This is a genomic window from Hymenobacter sp. BT559, assembly GCF_017571525.1.
GTDB lineage: Bacteria > Bacteroidota > Bacteroidia > Cytophagales > Hymenobacteraceae > Hymenobacter > Hymenobacter ginsengisoli.
In genome coordinates this window covers 249,614-266,415 of sequence record NZ_JAGETY010000001.1, presented here as the reverse complement: position 1 = coordinate 266,415, position 16,802 = coordinate 249,614, and the positions used below count along the sequence as shown (strand labels likewise).

The following is a 16,802-nucleotide window of genomic DNA, read 5'->3' as shown; positions in this document are numbered from 1 at the left end:
GGTGGAAATGAGAAGAAAGAAAAACCAGCGTTTACTCTGGCTGCGGATACACGCCGTTAGTCGCAATACAGTAGGCCAGCACCAAGTAGGGCATCATGTTGTTGTGGGCCTCACCGCCTCCGGCGGTGTCGGTGTCGCCGTACAGGAGGGCGGGGGCCATAGTACCGCCGTTGGGGGCGCCGCTGTACTGTTCTCGGGCTTGCTGGGCAAAGAAACTGTCCTGCGGCGAGCCCGTGGTGCCTCCGAGGTTGCTCACTGGCACCGTGGCGCTCATGGCGTGGGTGTGGGCGGGCAGCTCGGCAACGGCCAATTTCACGGTTTCGGTGCCGGTTTGCTGGCCGGGCTTGTAATTGCTAAGGCCTGGGCCTTGGCCCTGCCCCACAATAGCGCGGCCACGTAAATCAGGCAGGCCGAAAGTGGTTTGGCCATTACCGCCGAAGGTGGTACCTAGCAGCGAAAACAAGGCCTGGTACTGCGCAACGGATAATAACTGTCCCTGGCAGGGCAGCCAGTATAAGGTGGTGTACTGGTAGGGCATCAGCCTAATTTCTCCTAAGAAGGGGTCCATAAACGAAAAATGGCAGGGGGTGAGAAATGGAACAAAGGCGCTTTGGCTAGAGGCTGGAGCACGGGTAGTAAAAGCAATGGGCGGGATGGAGGAGGCCGCTCGCCACGGCCTGCTTTGAGCAGCAGGCCCGGCTAGCCCGCCCTGGGCGGGCGCGGTAGAGTCGGGGGCAGGCGCTGTCCTGGCCGATTATCCCCGGGCTGTCTTTGCGCGTGCCAATCGGCTCCAAGTGCCTTACCACGAGCTGAGAAGCAGCAGTGGCCGGCTCCTGCACAAGGCAATGCTTCGCAAGCTCGGGCATTGGCGGCTGGGCTACTACCTGGCGGTTTACTGCTTTGTCGGTCACGGGAAGAAGGTGAGAATAGAAAATAGCGAACGTAGCCAGCCTCCCCAGGCCAGTGCCGGGAAAGTGGGCGTTGCAGCCGGCGCCCTTCGCAGCGCGGTAGCAAACTAGTGGCGCGGCCGGGCTCAACCCACCTGCGCCCAGCCATACCAACAGTGGCACAAAATACCGTCCTGCCGAATCCCGGAGCTAGCGTAGATATACCTGTTTTTGGTTGAATATCAACGGTTAGCTAATCAGCTGATAGACTTCACCTCTAGTGTGCGTATAGCTGGCGCCGCAGTGGGCCCCAGCCTCACGGCCCAGCGTCACGCTGGCCGGCTCTCTCTTTCGTACTAAGCCCTGGCGCGCTGCCAGGGCCGGTGTGGCTTGCCAGCTGGCTAGGCCCGGTGGGGCGTCAGCCGGGCGCTTGGCAAGGGTTGTGTCAAAAGCAAGGGCTTGCCTCGCCAGGGCGAGACGGGACTATCCTGGCACTGCTGGCCGGGCAAGTTATTTTCATAGGTCAGAAAGAGCAGCGGCCTGCCGGTGCCCGAGGGCGCGGCGACAGCACAAAGGACTCGCACGGGGCATTCGCTTTTTAGCGTAGAAATACGCACTTTAAAAAGAGCGTATTTCTACGTGGGTAAGCGGCTTAGCCAGGCTAGTCGATTAGCCCATGCCGGGCTGCATACACGACCAGGCCGGCCGAGTTGGGTGCGCTGGTCTTTTCGAGCAGCTTCTGGCGGTGGCCCTCCACGGTGCGACGGCTAATGAAAAGCTGCTCGGCGATATCGGCTGCCGTGCAGCCCTGGCAAATAAGGCGCAGCACCTCGTGCTCGCGGGTGGTAAGCTGCACCAGGTCGGGCAGCTTGGGGGTAGGGGTGCGCTCGGGGTGCTGCACGCCCCGAATGAGGGCCCGCGAAATGCGGGGCGTGAAGTGAAAGCCCGTGGTGATAACCTCCTCAATCGTGAGGCGCAGCTGCTCCTGGTCAACGTCTTTGGGGAGGTAGCTGCGGGCTCCGGCCTTCATCATCTGGGTGATGTATTTGTCGGCTGCAAACATCGAGAGCACGATGATTTTCAGGTCGGGAAACTCTTGTAGGAGCAGCCGGGCGGCCTCCGGCCCATCTATATTCGGCATTTGCAGGTCGAGCAGCAGCACGTCGGGCAGGCGCTGGCGGCAAGTGGCTTGCAGCTCAGCCAGCTCCGACGCCTCGGTTACCGACTCCACGTAGGGCAGCGCCTGCAAGATGTAGCGCATGCCCTGCCGAAACAGCTGGTGGTCGTCGAGCAAGGCAATGTGGACGGGCGTAGTAGGCGTTGGCATAGCAGAAAGGAGAGAAGAGGGAATGGCAATGGCTAGGGTATCAGGCAGCGGTATCCATCTCGATGAGCGTGCAGGTGCCCTGGCCGGGCGCCGACTGCTGGCTCAGGCGGGCGCGCAGCATCTGCACCCGCACTTCTATGCTGCGCAGGCCCGCCCCGCCCGAGGCCGCGCGGGTACTTTCGAGGGCCGTCGCGTCGAAGCCGCAGCCATCGTCTTCTACCGACAGCGATAGCCGGGTGCCGTGCTGGCGCAGCCGCACTTGCAGCAGCGTGGCGCCCTGGGCGTGCTTCTGGGCATTATGAATCAGCTCCTGGCAGATGCGGTATAAGGCCAACTCTTGCGGCAGGGCTAGCGGCTGCGGGTAGTCAATGCTCAGCTCCACATCCAGGGTGCTGGTTTCGTTGCACACATCGGCCAGGTGCTGCAAGGCATCGGCCAGGCCAAAGCGGTCGAGCACGGCCGGGTACAAGCTGTGCGAAAGGCCGCGCACGTCGTGCACGGCGTTGCCCAGTATCTCCTTCACCATGCTGCTCAGGTTAGAGGCTTCTTCTTGAGCCCCAGTACTTTCGAGGCGGCCCATGAGCAGCTTGGCGGTGGCTAGGGTCGAGCCGATGCCGTCGTGCAGGTCGCGCCCGATGCGCTCGCGCTCGCGTTCCTGCGCTTCGATAACCGCGGCGAGCAGCTGCCGCTGATATTCCGCTTCGGCAGCACGCAATAGTAACTGCTGCTGAAGCAGCCGCTTCTGGTACACCACGATGAACATAACCAGCAAGGCTCCTGACAGAAGCATAAAGCTGATACCGCCAATCAATAGCTGACCAAACGCTAATTCTGGGGGCGAATCCATAGGGCTACAAGGTAGCAGCTATACAACACGATGAGCAGCAAGCCGTGAATGGCCCAGATATTCAGGTTTAGCTCCTTGGAATAGTGGCTAAGCAGAAAATTGCTGAACAGAAAAATCTGTATGCTGCCCAGATGCTTCACAATCAGCCCAGTAGATACCCAGAACATAGGCTCCCGGTCGAGCCGGGTTATCCGGAGTTCGCTGAGTAGCTTGCGAAAAAATAAGCCCACAAGGCCCAATACCAGCACGCTTTCCACCAACTGCAAGGCTGGCTTGAAACGGGCCATCTCGGGCGAAACCAGGCTATCGAAGAGGCAGTAGGCCACAAAGCTGCCTGCTAGCCACGGGCGCATTCGAGAAAATGCGGGCGATTGCAGCGCGCGGTCATACACCAGGGCAAGCAGCCAGAACTCGCCGGCCGAAAAAAAAGGCAGGATAAACAGGTTGGGCTGATGCTTGTAGTGCAACACCGCCACTGCCAGCTCAGTTGCTACCTCCAGCCCTAGCAAGGCTACGAGGTAGCGCAGCCCACTAGGTAAGTGTTTAAACCGCATTACTCCTACAATAACCGCTGCCCCCAGGGCCACACGGGCCAGCCCAGCTATGCCTTCCGTTATAAAGAAGGTTTGGCCGGTCATTGCGGCAAAAGTAGCAGCCGTAAGCAAGGGAACGAAGTAAGTAGTTGTAGAGGCATCAAGGGTATCGCGTTCGGAATCAAAAGGAAACAAACGGGTAAGAGCCAGAGCGCTAGCCTCAACTCTTCCCCCTGCGCTTATAACTTAGCAGTTGGGCGGGCAAGGCTGGCTCATATCAAACGATGGGTCGTCAACGGGCGCGCCCAGGCCATCGAGGTACTGCACTACCAGGCCGAACGTGTAGTTGAGCGCATCGGTGCCGTCGGTGCCGGTGCGGTAAAATTCGTGCAAGCCAAAGCTGATTTGGAGCGTAGCATCCTCTAAGTTCTTGACTTGGGAGAGCGGATTAACAAAGTCGTCGATAGTAAAGGTGTAGCCGCGTAAGAAGCCATAGGGGCTATTAAACATGGCCTGTGTTACCTCGGTGCCAAGTACTTTGTCGTTTAGCCAGTTGTTCAGCCAGAAGTTTACCAGCACGTTTGGCACCTCTCCGCCCACGTTTCCCGGGCTAGGGTCGGTTTCCCAATAAGCATCGGCCAGGTAGTAGGATGACAAGCGGGCATTGAGGTCGTCGGTGGCAAATAGGGCCAGCGTGAAATGCGGGAATAGTAGTTCTCCTTGCGTTTGGGTAGCTACCAGAAACCGGGCTTTAACATGCGTAGCTCCTACCGTAGACACCAGCCGGGCAATTTGCAGCGCGGGGAAGGTAACGTGGGGCAGCTTCTGCCTATTGGCCTGAAAGCATTGGTTGAGTAGCGAGGTGTCGTTGTTGCCAATGACCTCAACCCATCTGCTGGAATACTGGTCGAATACCTGTTGGCTGATGATGCCGACTGGTGAATCTTGTGCAGACATGAAACTAAAAGTGGAGTAAGGAAAAATGAATGGCAACTATTGCAATAAGGAAAGTTACAAGATAGCCCTTTCCAAAAAGCCCCTATGCAATGTGCACAGGGGCTTTCTGGAAAAGCCTTCTACCATTTAGAAGCCGGATTTATAACTACAAAGAGACAACCGGCGAGCCGGGCGCCTGCGCGTATTAATACGGGGTTTTAAAAACAGGTATTACTACGCGGTGCTGCTAGCCGGTGAGCCGCGCTACAGCAAGGTGCCGCGCAGCATCACCAGCGCCACGGTGAAGTAGATAATCAAGCCCGTCACGTCCACAAGCGTAGCTACAAAGGGGGCCGACGAGGTGGCCGGGTCGAGGCCTAGCCGCCGCAAAATGAGCGGCAGCATCGAGCCGGCAATACTTCCCCACAGCACAATGCCCACTAGGGCCACGCCCACCGTGGTAGCCACCAGCAGCCAGTGTGGGCCGTAAATAGGCCTGATAATCTGCCAGATAGCAATACGGCCAAAGCCTGCCAGCCCCAGAATGGCCCCTAGCATAATGCCGCCCGCCAGCTCGCGGCGCAGCACCCGCCACCACTCGCTCAGGGTAAACTCGCCCAGCGCCATAGCCCGGATAATGAGCGAAGTGGCCTGTGAGCCCGAATTGCCGCCCGAGCTGATAATCAAGGGAATAAACTGCACCAGCACAATGGCCTTCTGCAGCTCGCCTTCGAAAAACTGCATGGCCGAGGCCGTGAGCAGCTCACCCAGAAACAGCACCACCAGCCAGCCGGCGCGCTTCTGCACCAGGCGTAGCAGCGGCGTGGTCATGTAGGGCTCGTCGAGCGCTTCGGAGCCGCCAAATTTCTGGATGTCCTCGGTGTCTTCTTCCTCCCGAATGCTCAGGATGTCGTCGAGCGTTACGATGCCGAGCAAGATGCCCTGGTCGGGGCTCACCACGGGCAGGGCCACGCGGTCGTTGCGCCGAAACACATCAATGGCTTCTTCCTGGTCCTGGCCCGCCGAGAGCTGCACAAAGCGGTGGTCCATGAGGTCGCGCACCCGCGTGGTGGGCGCCGCCAGCAAGAATTCCCGGATGCGAATGTCGTCGATGAGCTTGCCCCGCGCATCCGTCACGTAGAGCATGTTCAGGGTTTCGGACTGCCCGCCGTGCTGGCGCACGAAGTCGAGCACTTGCTGCACCGTCCAGTTCTCGCGAATGGCAATGTAGTCGGGCGTCATCAGGCGGCCTACCGAGTACTCGGGGTAGCCGAGCAGCTGCAGCGTAACGCGGCGCTCGGGCTCCGAGAGGTTTTGCACCAGTTCGGCCACAAAGTTGGCGGGCAGAAATTCGAGCAGGGCCGTGCGGTCATCGGGCGACATCTCGTTAAGGATGTCGGTCACCTTATCCTGGGCCAGGTTTTCGAGAAAGTGGCGCTGCACCTCCAGGTCGAGATACTCAAACACGGCCGTGGCCAGCTCGAGCGGCAGCAGCCGGAAAATAATGAGCTGCTCGCGCTCTTCTTCGTTCTCAATGAGCTCGACCAGCTCGCTCGGCTGGAAGGTGCGCAATAGTTTTTTCAGCTTAAAAAACTCGCCCTCTTGAATGAGTGTCGTGATGTGGTCCACGGTTTCGGGCGCGGTCATAGGCAGAGCTGAAAAATCGGATGGAGAAGTTGGGCAGGCAGTTGTTTCGCTAGGCAAGTAGTAGTTGCGCGGCAAAATTACGCTTCAGCTAGCGCTAGGTTGGCAGCCCGGCCGGCATTTTTGGCGTACTTCGCTCTTGTACCTGCCTTCGTTCGTCGTTTTGTCTTCCGTTCCCTTCTCGCTCGCCGCCCCCGCTACGCTTCAGGGCACCCTAGTGGTGCTGGGTGGTGGCTACGACGACCCCACGCTAGCCCTGCTGGCCGACCTGCTGCCCACCCGCCGGGCTTCTATCGAAATACTTACCACCGCCACGGCCCACGAGCCCGAGCGCACCCACGCCGCCTATGCCCGCGTGCTGCACAAGCTGGGCTGCCCCCACGTAGGCCACCTGCAGGTAGATGAGGCGCACCCCGCCGACGCGCCGGCCACGCTAGCCCGCCTGCGGGCCGCCGCGCTCGTGTTCGTTACCGGCGGCGACCAAGAGCGCCTGACCGAGCAGCTGCTGGGTACCGAGTTTTTGGAGGTGCTGCGGCGCCGCTGCCAGCACGAGGCCGGCTTTATCCTGGCGGGCACCAGCGCGGGGGCCTCGGCGCTGGGTGGCCAGATGCTGGTGGCCGGCCGGGGCTGGCGCAGCCTGCTAGCTGGCGGCATCGAGGTTATTCCGGGGCTAGCCATCCTGCCTAATTTATTAATAGACCAGCATTTTGCCGAGCGGGCCCGCTACCCGCGCCTGCTGCACGCCGTGCTAGCCCACCCCACGCTGCTAGGCCTAGGCCTGAGCGAAGAAACAGGCGTCATCTTCCGCCCGGGCCAGGCCCCCGAAGTATTTGGCGAAGAAGTGGTAGTGCTCGTAGATGGGCGCCACCTCTCGGCCAGCAACTACGCTAGCCAGCAAACGGGCCAGCCCATCAGCGGCCAGGGCTTCCAGGTAAGCCTGCTGGTGAAGGGCGACACAGTTGCAATGGGTGAAGGCGCGAAGGGGTGAATGATGTTACGTTCCTTCAGCCCCTCACCCGTTGCCCAGCCGGGCACCAAAACTGAATACTTTTGCGTTGGGCTGCCGAATAATCTCCGTACTCATTGCCATGTCATTGCTTCGTAGGCGGGCGCACGTGCTGGGGCTGCTAGCCCTGCTGGCAGTGGCTTGCACCCGCAAAACGGTTTCGTTCAACTCGCGCCCCGGTGATATGGCGGTGGCTAGCCTGGGTACGCCCGGCGATACGCTCACGACCACTGCCCGCAAAGGGGCGCCCAAGCTCAGCACCGCAGGTAAGAAAGCCGTGCTCACCAAGGCCGAGGAGAAGGCGGCAAAGGATGCCGAAAAAGCGGCCCAGCGCAAAAAGCCCATCAAGAAAAAGATATTTCTGGGCGAGCGCATCAAGAAGGCTTATGTAAAGTCGGGCCCCAAGGGCCGCAACCAGACTATTGAGGTGTTCTATTACCTCAAGACTTTTAAGCAGCCCAACCCCATGGCGCCGGCTGCCTACTACTACAGCCCACGCAAGCACAAGATTTTTAAAGCCACTGGCGAACTCGATGCCTCGACCGATAAGGTGCTGCATGGACCTTATAAAAAGACGCAGAATAACCAAGTGCTTGAAACCGGCTACTTTGCTAACGGCACCCGCCACCTGCGCTGGGAAAAATTTGATGTGAAGGGTAACCTCACAGCCAAGACCCACTACGAAATGGGCTTTCCGCGCGATGCCAACATCAGCTACTACGACGCGGGCCAGACTATGCTGAAAGAAGTAGTGCCCTACGTGAACGGCAAGCTGGAAGGCGACTATGTGAAGTTTCGCAACGATGGCCGCCGCGAGTGGAGTGGACACTTCGAAAACGGCCGCCGGGTGGGGGAGTGGACCAACTTTGGCGACTACAAAAAGTACCCGCACTACGTGTTTCAGTACGGCGAGAGCGGCTACGAGCCCGAGGTAGAAGAGCCCGAGCTGGTGCGCGAGTACAGCCGCGGCGGCTCCATCATCTACGATAAGGAGAAAAACATCGACAAGCGCGGCGAAGCTGACCCCGATGCCGCCCCTGTGAAAGACGCGCGCCGGCCGGGCAACCACGGCGCGCCGGTGCCCCGCCCGCCCGTGCGCAAAGCGCAAGACCGCCGCCCGGGCTACCACCCGCCCGTAGCCACGCCGCCCGCCGTGCCTGCTACGCCTACTGGCACAGTGCCGGCCGCCGGTACTACTACCCCCTAGCCGCGACTAGTAAAAGGCATCTTCAAACACTTCGAGCCGAAAGCCAGTGCGTAGCTGCGTCACGGCCAGGATGTCAAAGCGGATATCGCCACGCCAGTCCAATTCTTCTTGCAAGTGCGTAGCAGCGAGGCGGAACAGCTCCTTTTTACGGTCCGAAACAAAGGTTTCGGGTGGGCCGTACTGGCTGCCCGAGCGCGTCTTTACTTCTACAAATACCAGCAGGGCCGTGCCGTGGCGCACTACCAGGTCTACCTCGGCCCGGCCGTGGCGGTAGCCCAGGGCTAGCACCTCATAGCCAGCTTGCCGATAAAAGTCGGCGGCAGCAGCTTCGCCAGCTTGCCCTAGCGCGTGCGCTTTAGTTGGCATAAGTATTTGTTTAAGTGCTGATTGCGTTTGATGTAGCGCCTCCTAAGCTGCGCGGTAGCGGCGGTGGCTTTAGCAGCAGCGCAAGCTAAACCATTTGATGCGAAGTAACTTTGCCTTCCCAGCCCGTCTTTTTCTGCCCTTCCGATGGATATCTACTCGGCCTGCGTGGCCCCCATTGCTCCGGTAGCCGAAACGGCTCCTGCCGCGCCGTCCGCCAAGCCCCTAGAAGCAGCTGTGCAGCGCGGCTTACAAGTGCAGCGGCTCGGGCTGGTGCCCTATGTGCCCACCTGGGACCTCCAGGAGCACCTGCTAGCCGACACGTTGGCTATTAAGGCGCACAACCGCCAGGCCGAAGCCGCCGGCCAAGCTCCGCAACCCACGCCCAACCACTTGCTGTTTTGCCAGCACCCGCCCACCTACACGCTGGGCAAGAGTGGCAAGCCCGAGCACCTGCTGCTCGATGAGGAGGCCCTAGCTGCCCACGGCGCCACGTTTCACCGCATCAACCGGGGCGGCGACATTACTTTTCACGGCCCCGGCCAGCTGGTAGCCTACCCGCTGCTCGACCTCGAAAACTTTCGCCCCGATATCCACTGGTACCTGCGGGCGCTCGAAGAAGCGGTTATTCAGACCCTAGCCACCTATGGGCTGCACGCCGGCCGCATTGCCGGCCTCACCGGCGTGTGGCTGGGCTGGGAAGAAGGCGCCCCTGACCCGCGCAAAATATGCGCCATGGGCGTGCGCTGCAGCCGCTGGGTTACGCTCCACGGCCTGGCGCTTAACGTTAATACGGACCTTTCTTACTTCGGCTACATTGTGCCCTGCGGCATTACGGATAAGGCCGTGACCTCGCTGCAAGCCGAGCTCGGCCGTGCGGTACCCGTTGAGGAGGTGCAGGAGCGCCTGCTGGCAGCCTTGCTGGAGCAGTTCGATGCACACGTCATTTCCATGCCTACGCCGGCAGCTAGCCCCTTGCCCCTCGCCTCATGAAGCAGGATATTCCTTTCGACCCGGTACAGGGCGTCTCGATTGCCATTGTGCCCGATGCCGAAGGTGCACCCGGCACCAACGGCGAGTCCACTTGGACGGTTTATTTACTGAACGATAATGATACGGCCCTCGATACGGTGCTCATCGCCGCCGAAGGCTACGGCACCCAGCCCACTGGCGAAGCCGTGCGCACTTCCACCTTGCGCTACCGCTTCAACCACGTGGCGCCCCGCTCGGCCACCCCAGTTGAGCTGATTGACCCCGCCGTTTTTCACCTTACCAACCAGTATTGGGTGAGTTATTACCAGGATGGGCGAATCTTTGACAAGAAGTTTCTATTTGTGCCCGACGCCATTGTGCCGGCCAATCTTAGCCCACTGGCGCTGCTGGGCGGGCGGCCCGGCGTGCTACACAGCTAACCCGTGCTCGTAAGTTCTCTGTTTTATTTATCCTGCCCAGTTACTCTCTGATGACGAGCATATTACAAATTACAACACCTATTATCGGCGACCATTTTAGCGTTTATCTGGGGCTAGCCGCCATGTGGGCACTCCTCGTGTCCATGTTTGCCGTGCCTTCCATCGTGCACATTGCGCACCTCAAAAACCTGCTCGATACTCCTAACGGCCGCACGGTGCACCAATCGCTCACTCCGCGGCTAGGGGGGGTAGCCGTATTTGCGGGCTTTATGTCGGCGCTTACCATTTTTGCCCCGCTCAACAATGGCGTGAAAGAACTGCTGGCGGGCTGCATCATCCTCTTCTTTGTGGGCCTGAAGGACGACTTGGTGACTATTTCAGTAGCTAAGAAGTTTGTGGGCCAACTGCTGGCCAGCGGCGTAGTTATGATAATGGCTGATGTGCGTGTAACGAGCTTTCAGGGCATTCTGGGCATTTATACCTTGCCGGTGGGGATGAGCTATGCCTTCACCTTCGTAATGATTATCGGCATCACCAACGCCATCAACCTTATCGATGGCCTTGATGGGCTAGCCGGCACCATTGTGCTTATCCTTACGGGCACCTTTGGGTATTATTTCTACCGCTACGGCGGGCCGGCTTTTAGCAATTATGCCTTCGTGGCCGTGTGCCTGATTGGTGGTATGCTAGGCTTCTTGCGCTACAACTTTCACAAAGCCAGTGTTTTTATGGGCGACACGGGCTCGCTGGTATGCGGATTTATTGTGTCAATTCTGGCTATTCAGTTTATTGAGCTGGGCAACCGCACGGGGCAGCCTTTCGGCAATGTGGCGCCCGCCGTCACGCTGGGCGTACTGTTTGTGCCGCTTTTCGATACACTACGCGTATTCATTCTGCGTATGGCGGCCGGCCGCTCGCCCTTCTCGCCCGATAAAAACCACGTTCATCACCGCATTATGGCTATGGGTTTCCCCCAAATTAGTACGGTGCTGCTGCTGGGTTTGCTCAACATCGTAGTGGTGTTGTTTGTGATTAACTTTTACTCGCTGGGCAACCTGCCACTCATCGGGATTCTGGTGCTGTTTGGCGTGGTGCTGAGCGTGTTTTTAGGCGTGTACCAAAGCCGGGCAGCGCGCCGGCAGGTTGCTTCCTCCTGATGCTTGACCACGGCTGCGATGGCAGGTAGTTTTCGTATGTATCGCCACTGGGCAGGGCTACTGGCTTGGTTGGTACTGGCTTTGGGGCGACCACCTCGAGGCTACGCGGCCGAGTATCAGCCATTGCCACCCGCCGCCGCCACTGGCCTAGCCCCCGATGAGTGGCTGCTACATGATGCGGTCAGTAATCGTCTCATTCTGTATTTGCCCGGCTATCATGCGCCGGCACACGCCTACTACCAGTGGGTTCGCTTTCGACCCCGTCAGCCCTTTGTGCTCTCATTTGCCGCCGCGCCGGGGCTCAGCATTTTTCTGGATAACCAGTTGCAGTTTACTGCTCAGCGGGCCGGGCGGTTCAGCCTCGACTTAGCCGCTGTGGTGCCTCCCGCCCGGCTAGGGCAGTCTCACTTACTAGCTGTATGGCAGCCCGACGGCTATCCGGTGCTCAGCTCATTTAGTGCCGAGGTGGGCCGCCCGGCGCAGCCGGTAGCAGCCGCGGTAGCTCACGCAACTCCACTGTCTCCCTTACAGCTGCGCCTGCCAGCAGGCCAGGGTACCAGTGCGCTACTCTTATTTCTGCTGGTATTGGGTTTGTTATACGGGGTGGTGCGCAGTGCCTATCCGGCCGGGCTAGCCCGTATTTTACAAGTAAATGAGTTGTTTGGTAGTGCCAACGACCCCCAAAATTTTCTGACGCGTCCTGCTTTCACCTGGCTCAATATGGGCTTGGTGCTACTATTTTCTTTATCACTAGCCCTGCTGCTCACGGCCCTGCATACCGACTTTAGCAGCTTGCCCTTATTTCAGCAGGTATTTGACGTGCCTGAGTCGGCTATCGTGGCCCGCGTCTTTGTATACACCGGGCTAATCCTGAGTTTTGTGCTAGGCAAGTACTTGCTGGTCGAGTTGCTCAGCTACATCTTCGACCTACGCCTGCTGGTAAATCTGCATTACCGGGAATTTTTGCGCACCACATTGATGCTAGGGCTGCTGCTGCCTGTAGTACTCTTGCTATACCTCGGATTGAACGCACGTTGGCCTGGCATTGTTGGACTGGCCAATGGCTGCGTGCTGCTACTGCTTACGGCCACTGTACTGCGCGTAGCCCGAACCCTGCATCAGCGCGCCTCCTTACTGAATCTTCATTTGTTCGCGTACCTTTGTGCTACCGAAGTACTGCCCCTGGCAGTATTATTGAAACTCATTGTGTTTACTTATTCTGCCTAAGCAGCGTCGGGCTCTTTACTAAAGCACGGCTTACATTTCTCCTATAGTTCTAGCGTTACCATTTTTTCTTTCTATGGCCGAGAGCGCAGCACAACCGGGTTCGGACCGGCACGCCAAGCCCATTCGTAGCATCCTGGTTACCCAGCCTAAACCTACCAACGACGTTTCACCCTACTCTTTGTTGGCAGAGAAATACGGTATCCGCGTGGACTTTCGGGAGTTTATTGACGTGCAGGGCGTGCCTTATAAGGAGTTCCGCAAGGACAAGGTCAACATTCTCGAGCATACGGCCGTCATCTTCACTAGCCGCAACGCTGTCGACCACTTCTTCCGTATTTGCCAGGAAGCCAAGCTAGAGATGCCTGCCGAAATGAAGTACTTCTGTATTTCAGAGCAGACCGCCAACTACCTGCAGAAATACATTGTGCTGCGCAAGCGCAAGCTTTTTGTAGGGCAGCGCACAGCGGCCGACCTATTTGAGGTTATCAAAAAGCACAAGGGTGAGAAGTTTCTTTACCCGTGTTCCGACATTCGTAAGGATGACCTCCCGGAGTTCATGCGGGCTAACAATCTTAAGTTCACCGAGGCCGTGATTTACCGCACGGTGGCTAGCGACCTGTCCGACCTGGCCGAAGTGAAATACGATTGCCTAGCCTTTTTTAGTCCTTCGGGCATCAGTTCGCTGTTCGTCAATTTTCCTGATTTTACGCAAGATGGCACCCGCATCGCTGCCTTCGGCCCCACTACCGCCAAGGCCGTGCGCGATGCCAACTTAATACTTGATATAGAGGCGCCTATGCCCAACGCGCCATCGATGACCGGTGCCATTGAAGCATATATCCGGCAGCATGCAGCGCAATCGGGTGCGCTGACAGGCAAAGACAAGTCAGCCAGTCACTAGCCGACCTCATCCTCCGACCGGCCGATTCTCTGCTTCGGCCGGTCGTTTCTTTTCTTGGCAGGGAGCTTTTCGGGGTCGGTTATCGGTTACATTTGAACGTAGGTTGCGTATGCTACCTGCTCCTCTACTCTTCTCTCGTCCCCTTTCTTCGTAGCTCCATATGAAAGGAATTGTACTTGCCACGCTGCTAGCGGTGGGGGCTGTGCCAGCGCTCGCCCAACAACAGCCGCAGTTCACGCACTACGGCCTCAATGGCATGTACTTAAACCCAGCTTATGCCGGAATTAAGGGCCAAACGGAGGTCAATATTATCGGGCGTTATCAGTATCTAAACCTGAGCAATTCGCTGGGTGATGAAAACGGCTCGCCACGTACAGGTCTAGTGTCGGCCTCGGTGCCCATTCTGCCTCTGAATGGCGGTGTAGGGTTAGTAGTGTACTATGACCGGGCAGGGCAATCGAAGGTGACCAATACGGCTTTTTCTTACTCGCAGCATATCAAGCTCGGCCGCGGCAAGTTGGGTATCGGTATTCAAGGTATATTTACGTTTCTGAATAAAGGTAGCTACCGGCCAAATGACCCAAACGACCCCTTCGTTCCAGAAAGTGGCTCTGACCATAAGTTTGATGCGGGAGCCGGGCTCTGGTATGAGGCTCCCAAATTCTACGTTGGCCTCAGCCTAAATAATTTATTTCGGCAGACCTACACGTTGCAAAGCGCCATTCGTGACGCTAGCGGTAAAATTTTGGGGTACCAGAATACCTCTCAAGTGTTAGGCGAGAACCACGCCTATCTGACAGCCGGATACAATATCGAAGCTTCCTCTAGCGTTACCGTGACACCAATGGTCTTGGTAAAGACTGTATTACCAGGCAACTATGGCGACGCTACTAAATATGATAATCAGCACAACTACTCCTTTGAAGGAGGCATACGCGCAACCTGGAATGACCAATTTTGGGCTGGGCTGAACTATCGCTACGACGAATCGATTTCGGGCCTAGTAGGCTACGGTTTCGGTCCCGATAATCGCTACCGCATCGGCTACGCTTTCGATTTCATTGCCTTCAATCAAGCAGCTCGCGCCTTTAGCTCTCACGAAATAATGCTTTCTCTGCGTTTGCCTAAATCAGTGCCGCTTGTTCGCCCTGCTATTCGCACCCCTCGCTACAGCTACTAGCCCAGTTAAGAGGGAATTTTTACAGTCGTAAGCTGCATTAGTTGCAACTTATATTGTATCTAACTTAGGATTTTAGGGTCATTAAACGAGTTTTTTTGCCCACTTAGCGAATAAGCTGCTTTACACGTGTTTTTTGTATTGTGCGGCTACTTTGGATAATGTAGATTTGCCAGTAATTACACAATTTGCCCCAATCGCAGCCTGATTATAAATTAGTTCTTTCTTCCTATTATGAAAAAATTTCTGGTATTACCCCTACTCGCCTTATCGGGGGTATTTCTGGGTGGCTGTTTTACTAAAAACTTCCAGGGCGACCTAGTTGGTACCGACGACCGGCCTATCTTCAATCCGCAAGAGGTACCCTTTGGCATGGTGCCTTGCCCAGGTGGCACATTCCACATGGGCCAGACTGACCAAGATATTGCGGCTTCGATGGTGAACATGAACAAGCAGGTAACAATTGCCGGCTTTTACATGGACGAAACTGAAATCACGAACAACAAATACCGTCAGTTCGTGAACGCTATTATGCAAGATTCGGTAGAAGCATTAGGAGAGGATTATATCAAAACTGAGCTTTATCCGGATACTACTGTTTGGGTGCGTGACTTTACCTACCATATGGGTGACCCTCTCCTGGAATATTACTATTCGCATCCGGCCTTTGATGACTACCCCGTGGTAGGGGTTGACTGGTTTGCTGCTCGCTATTTCTGCAACTGGCGCACCAAGTACAAGAACACGACTGCCGAGGAAACCGGCGATGCCCCGTACCCTAACTTCCGCCTGCCTTCGGAGGCTGAGTGGGAATACGCCGCCCGCGGCGGTCGCGAGGGTGCTACCTTCCCCTGGGGCGGGCCTTATGTGCGCAACACGAAAGGCTGCATGCTAGCTAACTTTAAGCCCGGCCGGGGCGACTACGCTTCCGATGGTTATGCATACACCTCAGAAGTGGGCTCTTATTTCCCCAACGACTTTGGCCTGTACGATATGGCTGGTAACGTTTCGGAATGGTGCGATGATGCCTACATGGAGGCTTCAGTACCGGTAGTATGGGACTTGAACCCAACTAACCCGGATGACAATGAGCCTCGCAAAGTAGTGCGCGGTGGCTCTTGGAAAGACATTCAGTACTACCTCGAAACGGGTACACGCAATTTTGAATATCAGGATTCGGCGCGTTCATATATTGGCTTCCGTTGCTCCATGATTCAAATTGGCATGGGTACCAACCGCCGTCTTAACTAGTCTTCCTTAGTAGTAGTCCACTTCATCTTTCTCTTTTTTAATTAAGCTTCTTAGCTTTTACCCAAAATGGCCGTTAAGAAAAATTTCCTCTACGACGATGTAATGCCGAAAGTATATGGCATTGGCGCAGCAGTTGTTATCATCGGTGCACTCTTTAAAATTCTGCACTGGAAAGGTGCCGACGTTATGCTCATGGTTGGCCTAGGCACAGAGGCTGTTATCTTCTTCTTAAGCGCATTCCAGCCTCATCAGGCCGAAACTGATTGGTCGCTGGTATATCCCGAGCTAAGCGAAGGATATGACCCGTCGACCAACGATAACCGTTTCCGCGATAAGGCTCCTGCTCCTAACGGCCTGACTGGCAAGCTGGACGATATGTTGAAAAACGCTAACGTTACGCCCGAGGCACTTGCTAATCTGGGCCAAGGTTTGAATCGCCTCAGCGCTACTACCGCGCAGCTAGGCCAGCTTGGCGAAGCTACCAACGTGACCGATGAGTACACGCAGAAAGTGCGCACAGCTGCTCAGTCGCTCGACGGTATTAACAAGGCTTATGCTAACACGGTAGACGCTATTACGTCGCTTTCGAATGCTACGGGCGATGCCAAAGAGTACCACCTGCAGGTGCAGAATGTGACCAAGAATCTCGGTGCGCTGAATGCAGTTTACGAGATGGAATTGCAGGATGCTAACACGCACCTCAAGTCGATGAACCAGTTCTACGGTACGCTTGGCAAAGCTATGGAGAACATGGTGCAGGCTGGCAAAGACACCGAAAGCCTGCAGCATCAGGTAGCCGACCTCACTGGCAACCTATCGTCGCTTAACCGGGTGTATGGCAACATGCTGAATGCCATGCGTGCTGGTGCCGCTAGCTAATCTAGCTACCTGTATTAATCGCTTATTCTACCACATAATTTAGCAATA

The 16,802-nt window shown here is 56.9% G+C and carries 17 protein-coding genes; 10 read left to right on the top strand and 7 right to left on the bottom strand.

Annotated elements, in window-relative coordinates; all coding sequences use genetic code 11:
- Window positions 1–31: 31 nt before the first annotated feature.
- The 6 genes from J4D99_RS01080 to mgtE form a co-directional block, all read right to left on the bottom strand.
- Entirely contained in the window at window positions 32–568 is a 537-nt protein-coding gene (locus J4D99_RS01080; RefSeq protein WP_208129843.1) for a phage tail protein, read from the bottom strand.
- 980 nt (window positions 569–1,548) lie between these two features.
- Complete coding sequence (locus tag J4D99_RS01075; protein WP_208129842.1) at window positions 1,549–2,214, bottom strand: response regulator transcription factor; 666 nt, start codon at window positions 2,212–2,214, stop codon at window positions 1,549–1,551.
- Between the two features lie 40 nt (window positions 2,215–2,254).
- Window positions 2,255–3,061, bottom strand: a complete 807-nt coding sequence (locus J4D99_RS01070; protein WP_208129841.1) for a sensor histidine kinase — start codon at window positions 3,059–3,061, stop codon at window positions 2,255–2,257.
- Entirely contained in the window at window positions 3,040–3,699 is a 660-nt protein-coding gene (locus J4D99_RS01065) for a hypothetical protein (RefSeq protein ID WP_208129840.1), read from the bottom strand. Before J4D99_RS01065 ends, J4D99_RS01070 begins: the two co-directional genes overlap by 22 nt.
- A 141-nt stretch (window positions 3,700–3,840) precedes the next feature.
- A complete protein-coding gene (locus tag J4D99_RS01060) occupies window positions 3,841–4,551 on the bottom strand; it encodes a hypothetical protein (RefSeq protein ID WP_208129839.1) in 711 nt (236 codons plus the stop codon).
- Window positions 4,552–4,794: 243 nt separating this feature from the next.
- Entirely contained in the window at window positions 4,795–6,177 is a 1,383-nt protein-coding gene (mgtE, locus tag J4D99_RS01055) for a magnesium transporter (RefSeq protein WP_208129838.1), read from the bottom strand.
- Between the two features lie 160 nt (window positions 6,178–6,337).
- Here mgtE and J4D99_RS01050 point away from each other — a divergent pair, with 160 nt between their 5' ends.
- Window positions 6,338–7,162 carry a cyanophycinase gene (locus J4D99_RS01050; protein WP_208129837.1) on the top strand — a complete coding sequence of 275 codons (825 nt, stop codon included), beginning with the start codon at window positions 6,338–6,340 and terminating at the stop codon, window positions 7,160–7,162.
- A gap of 100 nt (window positions 7,163–7,262) precedes the next feature.
- Window positions 7,263–8,387: a toxin-antitoxin system YwqK family antitoxin gene (locus J4D99_RS01045; protein WP_208129836.1), complete on the top strand. Its 1,125-nt coding sequence runs from the start codon at window positions 7,263–7,265 to the stop codon at window positions 8,385–8,387.
- Between the two features lie 6 nt (window positions 8,388–8,393).
- Here J4D99_RS01045 and J4D99_RS01040 read toward each other — a convergent pair whose 3' ends face one another.
- Window positions 8,394–8,753, bottom strand: a complete 360-nt coding sequence (locus tag J4D99_RS01040) for a YraN family protein (RefSeq protein WP_208129835.1) — start codon at window positions 8,751–8,753, stop codon at window positions 8,394–8,396.
- A 144-nt stretch (window positions 8,754–8,897) separates the two neighbouring features.
- Here J4D99_RS01040 and lipB point away from each other — a divergent pair, with 144 nt between their 5' ends.
- The 8 genes from lipB to porL all read left to right on the top strand — a co-directional run bounded on the left by lipB (window position 8,898) and on the right by porL (window position 16,754).
- Window positions 8,898–9,743, top strand: coding sequence for a lipoyl(octanoyl) transferase LipB (lipB, locus tag J4D99_RS01035; protein ID WP_208129834.1), 846 nt, complete (start codon window positions 8,898–8,900; stop codon window positions 9,741–9,743).
- Window positions 9,740–10,162, top strand: coding sequence for a hypothetical protein (locus J4D99_RS01030; protein WP_208129833.1), 423 nt, complete (start codon window positions 9,740–9,742; stop codon window positions 10,160–10,162). Before lipB ends, J4D99_RS01030 begins: the two co-directional genes overlap by 4 nt.
- Before the next feature lie 50 nt (window positions 10,163–10,212).
- Window positions 10,213–11,319, top strand: coding sequence for an MraY family glycosyltransferase (locus J4D99_RS01025; RefSeq protein ID WP_236018449.1), 1,107 nt, complete (start codon window positions 10,213–10,215; stop codon window positions 11,317–11,319).
- Window positions 11,320–11,400: 81 nt separating this feature from the next.
- A complete protein-coding gene (locus tag J4D99_RS01020; protein ID WP_208129832.1) occupies window positions 11,401–12,546 on the top strand; it encodes a DUF4271 domain-containing protein in 1,146 nt (381 codons plus the stop codon).
- 73 nt (window positions 12,547–12,619) lie between these two features.
- Window positions 12,620–13,447 (top strand): uroporphyrinogen-III synthase, encoded by an 828-nt coding sequence (locus J4D99_RS01015; RefSeq protein WP_208129831.1) that lies wholly within the window; start codon window positions 12,620–12,622, stop codon window positions 13,445–13,447.
- 160 nt (window positions 13,448–13,607) lie between these two features.
- Window positions 13,608–14,627 carry a PorP/SprF family type IX secretion system membrane protein gene (locus J4D99_RS01010; protein WP_208129830.1) on the top strand — a complete coding sequence of 340 codons (1,020 nt, stop codon included), beginning with the start codon at window positions 13,608–13,610 and terminating at the stop codon, window positions 14,625–14,627.
- A 231-nt stretch (window positions 14,628–14,858) separates the two neighbouring features.
- Window positions 14,859–15,875: a T9SS ring complex lipoprotein PorK/GldK gene (gene porK / locus J4D99_RS01005; protein WP_208129829.1), complete on the top strand. Its 1,017-nt coding sequence runs from the start codon at window positions 14,859–14,861 to the stop codon at window positions 15,873–15,875.
- Between the two features lie 66 nt (window positions 15,876–15,941).
- Window positions 15,942–16,754, top strand: coding sequence for a type IX secretion system motor protein PorL/GldL (gene porL, locus J4D99_RS01000; protein ID WP_208129828.1), 813 nt, complete (start codon window positions 15,942–15,944; stop codon window positions 16,752–16,754).
- The last annotated feature ends 48 nt before the right edge of the window (window positions 16,755–16,802 follow it).